The organism is Bacillus paranthracis (assembly GCF_001883995.1).
In the GTDB taxonomy this organism is placed as follows: domain Bacteria; phylum Bacillota; class Bacilli; order Bacillales; family Bacillaceae_G; genus Bacillus_A; species Bacillus_A paranthracis.
In genome coordinates this window covers 87593-99808 of the sequence record NZ_MACE01000039.1, presented here as the reverse complement: position 1 = coordinate 99808, position 12216 = coordinate 87593, and the positions used below count along the sequence as shown (strand labels likewise).

At 39.9% G+C, this 12216-nt stretch carries 11 protein-coding genes; 1 reads left to right on the top strand and 10 read right to left on the bottom strand.

Annotation, left to right across the window (positions count from 1 at the left end):
- Positions 1-94 precede the first annotated feature (94 nt).
- From rnr to BAQ46_RS15515, 5 genes are all read right to left on the bottom strand, one after another.
- On the bottom strand, positions 95-2515 hold the full coding sequence (rnr, locus tag BAQ46_RS15535; protein WP_000391094.1) for a ribonuclease R: 2421 nt from the start codon (positions 2513-2515) through the stop codon (positions 95-97).
- 142 nt (positions 2516-2657) lie between these two features.
- Positions 2658-3398 carry a carboxylesterase gene (gene estA / locus BAQ46_RS15530; RefSeq protein WP_000761976.1) on the bottom strand — a complete coding sequence of 247 codons (741 nt, stop codon included), beginning with the start codon at positions 3396-3398 and terminating at the stop codon, positions 2658-2660.
- A 161-nt stretch (positions 3399-3559) separates the two neighbouring features.
- On the bottom strand, positions 3560-3793 hold the full coding sequence (secG, locus tag BAQ46_RS15525; RefSeq protein WP_000557262.1) for a preprotein translocase subunit SecG: 234 nt from the start codon (positions 3791-3793) through the stop codon (positions 3560-3562).
- Between the two features lie 94 nt (positions 3794-3887).
- Positions 3888-4580 (bottom strand): LrgB family protein, encoded by a 693-nt coding sequence (locus BAQ46_RS15520; RefSeq protein WP_000078304.1) that lies wholly within the window; start codon positions 4578-4580, stop codon positions 3888-3890.
- On the bottom strand, positions 4577-4945 hold the full coding sequence (locus BAQ46_RS15515) for a CidA/LrgA family holin-like protein (protein WP_000673222.1): 369 nt from the start codon (positions 4943-4945) through the stop codon (positions 4577-4579). Before BAQ46_RS15515 ends, BAQ46_RS15520 begins: the two co-directional genes overlap by 4 nt.
- Positions 4946-5220: 275 nt before the next feature.
- Between BAQ46_RS15515 and BAQ46_RS15510 the strand changes: the two genes are divergently transcribed.
- Positions 5221-6171 (top strand): nucleoside hydrolase, encoded by a 951-nt coding sequence (locus BAQ46_RS15510; protein ID WP_001125031.1) that lies wholly within the window; start codon positions 5221-5223, stop codon positions 6169-6171.
- Positions 6172-6221: 50 nt separating this feature from the next.
- Here the strand turns inward: BAQ46_RS15510 and eno are convergent, their stop codons facing one another.
- The 5 genes from eno to gap all read right to left on the bottom strand — a co-directional run bounded on the left by eno (position 6222) and on the right by gap (position 12190).
- Positions 6222-7517 carry a phosphopyruvate hydratase gene (gene eno, locus BAQ46_RS15505; RefSeq protein ID WP_000103957.1) on the bottom strand — a complete coding sequence of 432 codons (1296 nt, stop codon included), beginning with the start codon at positions 7515-7517 and terminating at the stop codon, positions 6222-6224.
- A 30-nt stretch (positions 7518-7547) separates the two neighbouring features.
- The gene (gene gpmI / locus BAQ46_RS15500; protein ID WP_001231150.1) at positions 7548-9077 is read right to left on the bottom strand and encodes a 2,3-bisphosphoglycerate-independent phosphoglycerate mutase; all 1530 of its coding nucleotides are present in this window, start codon (positions 9075-9077) and stop codon (positions 7548-7550) included.
- Positions 9074-9829, bottom strand: a complete 756-nt coding sequence (tpiA, locus tag BAQ46_RS15495; RefSeq protein ID WP_001231036.1) for a triose-phosphate isomerase — start codon at positions 9827-9829, stop codon at positions 9074-9076. Before tpiA ends, gpmI begins: the two co-directional genes overlap by 4 nt.
- 32 nt (positions 9830-9861) lie before the next feature.
- Positions 9862-11046 carry a phosphoglycerate kinase gene (locus BAQ46_RS15490; protein ID WP_001036343.1) on the bottom strand — a complete coding sequence of 395 codons (1185 nt, stop codon included), beginning with the start codon at positions 11044-11046 and terminating at the stop codon, positions 9862-9864.
- A 139-nt stretch (positions 11047-11185) separates the two neighbouring features.
- Entirely contained in the window at positions 11186-12190 is a 1005-nt protein-coding gene (gene gap / locus BAQ46_RS15485; RefSeq protein WP_000161231.1) for a type I glyceraldehyde-3-phosphate dehydrogenase, read from the bottom strand.
- Positions 12191-12216: the final 26 nt, after the last annotated feature.

Below are 12216 nucleotides of genomic sequence, written 5' to 3'. Positions count from 1 at the left end.
GCTGGATTCCATAAAAAGCGAAAGTGGCTCGTTCTCCAGCCACTAAGAAAAAAGAAAAAGCCCCGCTTTTTATCAAAGCGAAGCCATCCTTTTCTTACTTACGCTTTTTCTTCTTCTTCTTGAATCCTGGTACGTTTTCGAAGAATGCTTTTTTCTTCTTGCCGTTACCATCTTTTTTCCCTGGTTGGCTAGCGGACGCGGATGCAGATCCTCTTCCTTTACCTTTGCCACCACGGTCAAATTTTCTACCTGTGCCACGTTCTCCGCCGCGCTCATTACTGCGTTCGCTACGTCCGCCGCGTTTCTTTCTGCCTGTTCTTGGCTGTTCAATCACGACTGGACGATCTTTGAACTTACGACGAGGCGTACCTTTCATGCCAACGATTTCAAAGTCGATTGCTCGCTCGTCTTTGTTTACGTTAATAACGCGAATTGTAATTTCGTCACCGATGCGGAATACGTTACCTGTACGTTCTCCGATCATTGCGAAATGCTGCTCATCATAACGATAGTAATCATCCGTTAAGTAGCTAACGTGTACAAGACCTTCAATTGTATTTGGAAGCTCTACGAATAAACCGAAGTTTGTTACAGAGCTAATCATACCGTCATACTCTTCGCCGATCTTATCAAGCATATATTCTGCTTTTTTCAGCTCGTCTGTTTCACGTTCTGCTTCAACTGCACGACGCTCCATATTAGAAGAGTGCTCTGCAATCTCAGGTAATTTTTCACGCCATTTTGCTTGTGTTTCATTGTCGACTTTACCGTTAATGATGTATTCACGAATTAATCGATGAACAATCGTATCTGGGTAACGACGAATTGGTGATGTGAAATGTGTGTAGAACTCAGTTGATAAACCAAAGTGACCTAAACTTTCTGCATCGTAACGCGCTTGCTTCATAGAACGAAGCATAACTGTTGAAATGACTACTTCTTCAGGCTGCCCTTGAACCATTTCAAGAATTTGTTGCAGCGCACGAGGATGTACTTCATTTGCACGTCCTTTTACTGCATATCCGAAGTTCGTTACAAACTCAAAGAAACGCTCTAGCTTATCTTCTTTCGGATCTTCATGGACACGGTACATGAATGGTACGTTCATCCAGTGGAAATGCTCTGCTACTGTTTCGTTTGCAACAAGCATAAATTCTTCAATTAACTTCTCTGATACAGAACGATCACGCATAACAACGTCTGTCGGTTTTCCTTCTTCATCTACTAATACTTTCGCTTCTTTAAAGTCAAAGTCGATTGCCCCGCGGCGCATACGTTTTTCACGTAAAATTTGTGCCAATTGGCCCATCTCTTTAAACATCGGTACGAGCGGCTCATAGCGTTTAATTAATTCTTCGTCCTCATCTTCTAAAATGCTTCTTACGTCAGCATACGTCATACGCTCTGTCGTTTTAATTACACTTTGGAAAATCTCGTGTTTAACAACGTCACCTAAATTATTGATTTCCATTTCACAAGATAACGTCAGACGGTCTACTTTCGGATTTAATGAACAAATACCGTTAGATAGACGGTGCGGAATCATCGGAATTACACGGTCAACAAGATATACACTCGTCGCTCTTTCCGCTGCTTCTACATCAATTGGAGAACCTTCTTGAACATAATGGCTTACATCCGCAATGTGAACGCCAAGCTTATAGTTACCGTTCTCAAGCTTCGTTACTGTAACAGCGTCATCTAAATCTTTCGCGTCTGCACCGTCAATCGTTACGATCATTTGGTCACGCAGGTCACGGCGATCTTTTAAATCTTCCTCTGAAATCGTTTCTGGTACACTGTTTGCGTGTTCCATCACTTCTTCAGGGAACGCTAAAGGTAAATGATGTTTATGAATAACAGATAAAATATCTACTCCTGGGTCATTTTTATGACCTAGAATTTGAACAACTTCACCTTCTGCACTTAAACGATTCTCTGGATAGCTCGTAATTTTCACAACTACTTTATGACCTTCTACAGCACCCATTGATGCGCTTTTCAATACGAAAATGTCACTTGTCCAGCGTTTATTGTCAGGTATAACAAATCCAAAGTTTTTCGATTCTGTATATGTACCAACTAATTCTTTCGTTCCGCGTTCTAAAATGCGTACAATGGAACCTTCTTGACGCGAACCACTCGATTGGGAACTAAGGCGTGCTAATACTGTATCGCCGTGAAGTGCACCGTTTAATTCTGTAGGCGGGATGAAAAGATCATCGTCTCCTGTTTTCTTCTCGTCTGGTACAACAAATGCAAAACCACGCGCATGTCCAATTAACTTACCACGTATTAAATTCATCTTTTCAGGAAGACCGTAACGGTTGCTACGAGTACGAATAACAAGTCCCTTTTCTTCCATCGTTACAAGTGCTTTTACGAAATCTTTAAAGCCCTCAGAACCTTCAATCCCAAATGCCTCTTCTAACTCTTGTATCGTTAGCGGTTTATACGCTTCTTCTCTCATAAATAATAACAACTTATCAATATGTTCTTGTATGATTTCTTCCAAGCAAAAATACCTCCTTTAAAACCTTATATTATTTAGTGTATCCGAAAGATAGGGGATGTATAAAGCGAAACTTCAATACTCCCCTTATGATTTTTACAGTTTTCACAAAAAATTCCTTATGAAAAAAAGAGGCAACTAGATCTTACCAATCTAGTTGCTCCAAGAAGTTATATACATCCTCATGTAGCTCGTCACGCTGCTTATCAAGTGTAATGACATGCGTAGAGTCTTCATACCATTTAATGTCTTTTAACGTTGATTCTACACCGTTATAAATAATGTTCGCACTATCTGTATTAATCATTTCATCATGACGCGCTTGTACAACAAATGTTGGTGCATAAATCATGTCCACATTGTTACGTACGTCAGCAATTAATTGTTGTAATGCTTTTAATGTATTCATCGGTGTCTTTTGGAATTCCAACATTTCTTGTTCGATTTGCTCTGGTGATTTTTGCTCACGCTTTTTATATTCGCGGGCATATGCCAATATACCTTGGTACATCGTTTCTTCACTCTTAATATACATTGGTGCACACATCGGCACTACACCTAAAACCGGTACTGTATAACCTAATTTTAGTGAAAATACTCCGCCAAGTGACAATCCAACGACAGCAATTTTCTCAAAACCTTTATCTTTTAAAAGCTGATATGCCTCCGTTACATCTTGCCACCAATCTTCAGGACCTGTATGAACAAGCTCTTCTGGTGGTACACCGTGCCCTTTATAAATTGGGGCATGACAAGTGTAGCCTTTCTTTTCTAAGAAACGCCCTAACATACGTACATCAGCTGAGTTTCCTGTGAATCCATGTAGTAATAAAACAGCGCGGTCTCCACCCTCAAATGTAAATGGTTTCGGAGATGCTAATTTCATCATGTACTTCTCCTCTTTCTCTTCTGTAATCTAGTCGTATTCTTTCTATATCTAGTGTACCATATTTATATTTCTATAATCTAATTAGAAACATCTTTCAAATGGCAAAACAAAAAAAGAAGAACCATTAGTACATCCTACTAACGCTCCTTCTTTCAATTCTATAAGTTTAAGTACGTAACACCAATTGTTAATGCGAAGAACAATACAGCTAAAACAATTGTAATACGGTTTAATACCGCTTCAATTCCACGTGCTTTTTGCTTACCAAATAATTGCTCTGCACCGCCTGAAATTGCACCTGAAAGGCCTGAGCTATTACTAGACTGCATAAGTACCATAACAATCATTAAAATCGATACAATAATAAGTAAAACGGATAATAACGTATGCACTTGGCGTACCTCCTACAAAGATTCAGTTATTGTAACTGTAGCATAAATTCTATAGAAAAGCGAGAGCTATAAGGTTGCTCTCGCTTTTCTTCTATTACATGAACATCATTGCAAATAGCGGCCCGAGCAAACATGTCAAAATGGCTGTTAATGTCATTGTTACCGATCCAATAACACCTTCATGTTCATTATTTTTCATCGCTCTCATCACGCCCATAATATGAGAAGCACATCCAAATCCGATACCTTTACCAACTGAGTTTGTAACGCGGCTCCATTTTAATAAAAGCGGGCCGGTAATCGTTCCAGTAATACCTGCAATAACAACGAAAGCTGCTGTTAATGACGGTACACCACCAACTTGCTCCGAAACACTCATCGCAACTGGCATTGTCACCGATTTTGGTAAAGAAGATAAAATTAAGCTTTTATCTGTTCCCATAAGTGACGCAATAGCAAAGTCACTTGCAATGGCAACTGTTGTACCTACTAATACACCACCGGCAATCGGTACAACATACTTTTGCAGAACGTGACGTTGTTTATAAAGAGGAATTGCAAATGCTACAACACCGGGTCCAAGTAGCTTTGCAATCCAGCCGCCACCACTTTCCATATAATGTTGATATGGTATATCAAGCACGATAAATAGGAAAGCCATTAATCCTGTTGCTACAAGCATTGGAATGGTGAATGGTGTTGGAAATAATTTATAGATTTTTTTAGATAATTGATATAATAGCACCGTAAAAAGAACCCAACCGATCCCGATTAATATTTGACTCATCGCGACTCTCTTTCCTTTCTATTCGCAAGATATTGTCCTGTATGTCCTGCGACAATAATGATTAAAAATGTACTCGCTACAACTGTAATGAAAAGAGAAATTCCTTTACTCATAAAAAAAGCACCGTAATTCATTAGGCCAAGCGTTGGCGGAATTAATAAAAACGGCATAATAGCAACGAGTGTTTCTGCTCCTAAATCGAACCATTTCACTGGAAGAACTTTTAGGCTAAGTAAAACAAGTAAGAGGAACATTCCAATCAAACTTCCTGGGATTGGAATATTTAACATTTCTTGTACCCAAGTTCCAACCATATAAAAAACGTAAAGAGCAGCAATTTGGACAAGAATCTTTGTAAATTTCATGTTCATCATCCCTCTTGTTTATACGATCTTCTGTTAATATCTTTATCATAGTATAAATTGTAAAAAGCTGCAATTTATCAACTTGACATCAAAAAACGCCTATGTTATACGCTTACAACCTTGATATGACTACATTTCTAAAAGAAAATTAAGTCAAAAACCTTGACCTAATATAAGAAGTTTTTATTTTCTGAATTTTAAAGGTTGTTATTTCAATAAAATAATCTTTTTACCTTTAAGCTTACATATATATAAACAAGATAGGTGGTGAACATATGCCCAAAAAAGTTCTTATTTTTTGTGATCCTGGCATTGATGATACGATGGCTCTCCTCTTAGCATTCTTTATCGATGAAATAGAAATCATCGGTATTGTTGCTGATTACGGCAATGTTCCAAAAGAGATGGCCGTACAAAATGCTCATTTTCTTAAGAATGAAACAAGGAATAGAAATATTAAGATATTCGGTGGTTCAGAACGCCCTCTTACTGGTGCCCCGCCTGCTTTTTTTACAGAAGTACACGGGAAACAAGGGCTTGGGCCAATTATCCCAAATGGGAATGTGACTAACGGAGAAATGGAGAATTTCTTTGAAGTGATTCCTCTTATTGAACAGTATAAAGATGAATTAATCATTGTAAGTTTAGGAAGACTTACCTCTCTAGCAATTTTATTTATCATGTGCAAACAGTTAATGAAACAAATTAAATCTTACTACGTAATGGGCGGTGCCTTTTTACATCCTGGTAATGTCACCCCTATTTCTGAAGCAAACTTTTATGGTGACCCTACTGCCGCTAATATAGTCCTTCAATCCTCACCTAACATGTACATCTATCCATTAAACGTCACCCAATATTCCATCATTACACCAGAAATGGCTGAATATATTGAAGCAAAAGGAAAAGCCCCACTCGTCAAACCGTTATTCGATCATTATTACTACGGCTATTATAAAAATGCTCTACCACATTTAAAGGGTAGCCCCTTCCATGACACAATGCCAATACTCGCTTTACTTGATAACTCTATGTTTACGTATCACAAATCCCCTATCGTTGTCATGACAGAATCCTCTGCACAAGGAGCAAGCATAGGGGAATTTCGTTCTTTAGTGAACCAAAAGCCATTTATTGATTGGCCGGGTCATCAAATTGCAATTGATTTTGATTATAACAGTTTCTTTAAACATTTCATGTCACTTATGACGGGGGAACAATTTTAGCATAAAAAAACAGACCGTGATTTCTCACGGTCTGTCGTTATTTTCTACAATTATCGTTTGATGTTGTAGAAAGATTTGATACCATCGTAAACAGCGATTTCGCCTAGTTCGTCTTCGATGCGTAATAATTGGTTGTACTTAGCAATACGGTCAGTACGGCTCATAGAACCAGTTTTGATTTGGCCAGCGTTAGTTGCAACTGCGATGTCAGCGATTGTAGCATCTTCAGTTTCACCAGAACGGTGAGATACAACTGCTGTGTAACCAGCACGTTTAGCCATTTCGATAGCTTCGAAAGTCTCAGTTAAAGTACCGATTTGGTTAACTTTAATTAAGATTGAGTTAGAGATACCTTTTTCGATACCTTCAGCAAGTTTTTGAGTGTTAGTTACGAATAAATCGTCACCAACTAATTGTACTTTGCTTCCAAGACGCTCAGTTAATAATTTGTGACCATCCCAGTCGTTTTCGTCTAAACCATCTTCGATAGAGATGATTGGGAAGTCTTTGCAAAGCTCTTCGTAGAAATCAACCATTTCTGCAGAAGTTAAGCCAGTACGGCCTTCGCCTGCAAGGTCATATTTACCAGTTTCTTTGTTGTAGAACTCAGAAGAAGCAACGTCCATTCCTAAGAATACGTTCTCGCCAGCTTTGTAACCAGCTTTTTCGATAGCTTCGATGATTACTTCTAATGCTTCACGGTTAGAACCAAGGTTTGGAGCGAATCCACCTTCGTCACCTACTGCAGTGTTAAGACCTTTGTCATGTAATACAGCTTTAAGTGCATGGAATACTTCAGCACCCATACGGATTGATTCTTTGAATGTTGGAGCACCAACTGGTAAGATCATGAACTCTTGGAAGTCTACGTTGTTATCAGCGTGAGAACCACCGTTGATGATGTTCATCATTGGAGTTGGTAATTGTTTTGCATTGAATCCACCAAGGTAACGGTATAATGGAAGACCTACGAAGTCAGCTGCTGCGTGAGCTACTGCCATAGATACACCAAGGATAGCGTTAGCGCCTAGTTTACCTTTGTTTGGAGTGCCATCTAATTCGATCATAGCACGGTCGATACCAGCTTGGTCAGTTACGTCGAAACCAACGATTTCTGGAGCGATAATTTCGTTAACGTTGTTTACTGCGTTAACAACACCTTTACCAAGGTAACGAGATTTGTCACCGTCACGTAATTCTACTGCTTCGTGTTCACCAGTAGATGCACCACTTGGTACGATAGCGCGTCCGAAAGCGCCGCTTTCTGTGTAAACTTCTACTTCTACAGTTGGGTTACCACGAGAGTCAAGGACTTCGCGAGCATAAACATCAATAATTGTTGACATAATAAATTCTCTCCTTTTTATATAAGCAAATTATTTAATAATTGTTTTACCTGTCATTTCTTTCGGTTGCTCAACACCAAGAAGTGTAAGCATAGTTGGAGCGATATCACCTAAGATACCACCTTCACGTAATTCTACGTCGTTCTTAGTAACAATGAAAGGAACCGGGTTAGTTGTATGAGCTGTCATTGGCTCTCCGTCAGAAGTTAATTCTTCGTCAGCATTACCATGGTCAGCAGTAATAAGTGCTACACCATCTTTTGCAAGAATCGCTTCTACAACTTTTCCTAAACATTCGTCAGTTGCTTCTACTGCTTTAATTGTTGGTTCCATCATCCCAGAATGGCCAACCATATCACAGTTCGCAAAGTTAAGAATGATAACATCATGTTTATCATTTTCGATTTCATTTACTAAAGCGTCCGTTACTTCGTAAATGCTCATTTCAGGTTTCAAGTCATACGTTGCAACCTTCGGTGAGTTAATTAAGATACGTTCTTCTCCTGGGAATTCAGCCTCACGACCACCGCTAAAGAAGAATGTAACGTGCGGATACTTTTCAGTTTCCGCGATGCGAAGTTGCTTTAATCCCGCTTGCGCAACAACTTCACCTAAAGTGTTATCAAGGTTCATTGGCTTGAATGCCACGTAACCATCTACTGTTTCACTAAAGTGTGTCATACATACGAATTCTGGAATGTGAGGTACTTTTTCACCACGATCGAACTCACGGAAGTCTTCGTTTGTAAATACACGAGCAATTTGAATTGCACGGTCTGGACGGAAGTTATAGAAGATAACTGCATCATCATCATTGATTGTTGCAACTGGCGTGTTATCTTCGTTAACAATTACAGACGGCAATACGAATTCATCGTAGATACCATTTGCATAAGAGTCTTCTACACACTCTTCTGCTGATTTATAAGTAGGTCCTTCACCATTCACCATAGCACGGTAACATTTTTCTACGCGATCCCAACGCTTGTCACGGTCCATGGAGTAATAACGACCAGAGATAGTCGCGAATTGTCCTACTCCTGTTTCTTTAATTACTTCATTTGTTGCATCGATATAGCTTTGTGCTGTTTTTGGTCCAACATCGCGGCCATCTAAGAATGCATGAATGTATACTTTCTCAACGCCTTCTTTAGCTGCTAAGCGAAGAAGAGCAAACATGTGGTTCATGTGACTGTGCACACCACCGTCAGAAAGTAAACCGAATAAATGAAGTGCAGTACCTTTTTCTTTTACGCTTTTAATTGCACTTTGGAACGTTTCGTTCTTATCGAACTCACCTTCACGAATTGCAACGTTTACGCGTGTTAAGCTTTGATATACAATGCGGCCAGCACCGATATTTAAGTGACCAACCTCAGAGTTACCCATTTGACCTTCTGGAAGACCTACTGCCTCGCCACAAGCTGTAAGCGTTGTGTGAGGGAATTTGTTCCAGTAACCATCAAAATTAGGTTTCTTAGCTTGTGCTACAGCATTCCCGTAAGTTTCTTCACGAAGTCCGAAACCGTCAAGAATAATTAGAGCTGTTGGCTTTCTCATTTTACCGCCTCCAGAAGACCTAAGAACGAAGCAGGCTCTAAGCTAGCACCGCCAACTAAAGCGCCGTCGATGTCAGATTGTGCCATGTACTCTTTAATGTTTTCTGGTTTTACGCTACCGCCGTATTGGATACGAACAGCTTCTGCAGCAGCTGGAGAAACAGCTTCTGCAACAACTTTACGGATGTGCGCACATACTTCGTTTGCATCTGCAGAAGAAGAAGATTTACCTGTACCGATAGCCCAGATTGGCTCATAAGCGATAACAGTTGCTTTAACTTGCTCTTCAGTTAAACCTGCAAGTGCTTTTGTCACTTGACCTGCTACTAGATCAAATGTTTTTCCGCTTTCGCGCTCTTCTAAAGTCTCACCACAACATACGATTGGTGTTAAACCATGTTCAAATGCTGCGATAGTCTTTTTGTTTACTGACTCATCTGTTTCAGCAAACATTTCACGACGCTCAGAGTGGCCAAGTACTACATAGCCAACTTTTAAGTCGCTAAGTGCTACTGGGCTAATTTCGCCAGTGAATGCACCATTTTTTTCGAAGTGCATGTTTTGTGCACCTACTTGTAAATCAGTTCCTTCAGTCGCTGCTACAAGGCGCTCTAAGAATAGAGCTGGAGAGCAAACTACTGCATCAACAGCTGAAGCTGCTGGGATTTGACCTTTAACTTCCTCTACGAAGCTAACTGCTTCAGATAGAGTTTTATTCATTTTCCAGTTACCTGCGATAATTGGTTTACGCATGCTTTGCACCGTCCTTTTTCTTTGGCTGCTACTTATTTGTCGTTAAGACAAACTACACCTGGAAGCTCTTTACCTTCCATGAATTCTAATGACGCACCGCCGCCAGTAGAAATGTGGCTCATTTTATCAGCCATACCGAATTTTTCAACAGCTGCTGCAGAGTCACCACCGCCGATAACAGAGTATGTACCTTCTGCATCTGCTAATGCTTGTCCTACTGCTTTTGTACCTTGTGAGAATGGAGTCATTTCGAATACACCCATTGGTCCATTCCATACAACAAGCTTAGAGTTTTTAATTACATCTGCATAAATTTCACGTGTTTTAGGACCGATGTCCACGCCTTCCCAGTTAGAAGGGATAGAATCGATATTAACGATTTTAGTTGTTGCAGTTTCAGAGAATTCCTCAGTGATTACAACATCAACTGGCATGTAGAAGTTTACGCCTTTTTCTTTTGCAAGTTGCATAAATTCTTTTGCTAGTTCGATCTTGTCGTCTTCACATAGAGATAGACCAATTTCATGACCTAAAGCTTTAACGAATGTGTAAGCAAGTCCGCCACCGATGATTAAGTTATCTACTTTGTCTAATAGATGACGAATTACACCGATTTTATCTTTTACTTTCGCCCCACCGATGATAGCTGTGAATGGACGATCTGGGTTAGAAAGTGCTTTTCCAAGAACATCTAACTCTTTTTCCATTAGTAAACCAGATACTGCTGGTAGGTAGTCCGCGATACCTGCTGTAGAAGCATGAGCACGGTGAGCTGCACCGAATGCATCGTTTACGAAGATGTCAGCAAGAGCTGCAAATTCTTTCGCAAGTTCTGCATCGTTCTTTTCTTCGCCCGCATAGAAACGTACGTTTTCAAGAACTAATACGTCGCCTTCGTTCATTGCTGCAACCATTTCTTGTGCAACTGGTCCGAATGCTTCGTCTGCTTTTTTAACATCTTTACCAAGAAGCTCGCCTAAACGTGCTGCTACTGGAGTAAGACGTAATTCTTCTACTACTTGACCTTTTGGACGGCCTAAGTGGCTTGCTAAAATAACTTTCGCACCTTGCTCTACTAAATATTGAATTGTAGGAAGAGCTGCACGGATACGAGTTTCATCTGTAATTTTGCCTTCTTTCATAGGTACGTTGAAGTCAACGCGGCAAAATACACGCTTACCTTTTAAATCTACGTCACGAATTGATTTTTTGTTCATTGGATTTCCCTCCGACTACTAGTTAGGATTGACAAAACCCACTCAAAAGCTTAACACATTTGCTTTTAAAACGAAAGAAGAGAGAGAGGGAACAAACCCTCTCCCTCGTTTTGTCATTGATAACTTATATAATTAAGAATTAAAGACCTTTTGAAGTCATGTAAGCTGCTAGGTCTACTACGCGGTTAGAGTAACCAGTTTCGTTATCGTACCAAGAAAGTACTTTAACCATGTTACCTTCCATTACCATTGTAGATAATGCATCGATTGTAGAAGAAGCTGTACATCCGTTATAGTCGATAGATACTAATGGCTCTTCGCTGTATCCAAGGATACCTTTTAATTCGCCTTCAGCTGCTGCTTTGAATGCTGCATTTACTTCTTCAACTGTTACTTCTTTGTCAAGTTCAACAACTAGGTCAACTAGAGAAACGTTAGCAGTTGGAACACGTACAGCGCCACCGTTTAATTTACCTTTAAGTTCTGGTAATACTAATGCTACTGCTTTAGCTGCACCAGTAGATGTTGGGATCATGTTTTCAGCTGCTGCACGAGCACGACGTAAATCTTTGTGTGGTAAGTCTAAGATTTGTTGGTCGTTAGTGTAAGAGTGAATTGTTGTCATCATTCCGCGTTTTACGCCGAATTTTTCGTTTAATACTTTAGCGAATGGAGCTAAGCAGTTTGTAGTACAAGAAGCGTTAGATACTACGTTGTGGCTAGCTGCATCGTATTGTTCGTGGTTAACACCCATAACTACAGTGATATCTTCGTCAGAAGCTGGAGCTGAGATGATAACTTTTTTAACTGATCCACCTAAGTGTTTTTCAGCGTCTGCTTTTTTAGTGAAACGGCCAGTAGATTCTACTACGATTTCTACTCCGTAGTCGCTCCATGGTAATTGTGCTGGGTCACGCTCAGCGATAACTTTAATTTCTTTACCGTTAACAACGATGCTGCTTTCGTTAGCAGATACTTCTGCGTTTAAAGTTCCGTGAACTGTGTCATATTTTAAAAGGTGAGCTAAAGTTTTAGCATCTGTTAAGTCGTTGATTGCTACTACTTCTACCTCTGGGTTGTTAAGTGCTGCGCGGAATACGTTACGTCCGATACGTCCAAATCCATTAATACCAATTTTAGTCATTTGAATTTCCTCCTTGGGGGATTATA

Excerpts from the sequence above, each read along its gene's own strand:
- estA (WP_000761976.1), bottom strand. The coding sequence starts at position 3,398 with ATGAAATTAGCATCTCCGAAACCATTTACATTTGAGGGTGGAGACCGC.
- BAQ46_RS15520 (WP_000078304.1), bottom strand. The coding sequence starts at position 4,580 with ATGAGTCAAATATTAATCGGGATCGGTTGGGTTCTTTTTACGGTGCTA.
- BAQ46_RS15515 (WP_000673222.1), bottom strand. The coding sequence starts at position 4,945 with ATGAAATTTACAAAGATTCTTGTCCAAATTGCTGCTCTTTACGTTTTT.
- BAQ46_RS15510 (WP_001125031.1), top strand. The coding sequence starts at position 5,221 with ATGCCCAAAAAAGTTCTTATTTTTTGTGATCCTGGCATTGATGATACG.
- eno (WP_000103957.1), bottom strand. The coding sequence starts at position 7,517 with ATGTCAACAATTATTGATGTTTATGCTCGCGAAGTCCTTGACTCTCGT.
- gpmI (WP_001231150.1), bottom strand. The coding sequence starts at position 9,077 with ATGAGAAAGCCAACAGCTCTAATTATTCTTGACGGTTTCGGACTTCGT.
- tpiA (WP_001231036.1), bottom strand. The coding sequence starts at position 9,829 with ATGCGTAAACCAATTATCGCAGGTAACTGGAAAATGAATAAAACTCTA.
- BAQ46_RS15490 (WP_001036343.1), bottom strand. The coding sequence starts at position 11,046 with ATGAACAAAAAATCAATTCGTGACGTAGATTTAAAAGGTAAGCGTGTA.
- gap (WP_000161231.1), bottom strand. The coding sequence starts at position 12,190 with ATGACTAAAATTGGTATTAATGGATTTGGACGTATCGGACGTAACGTA.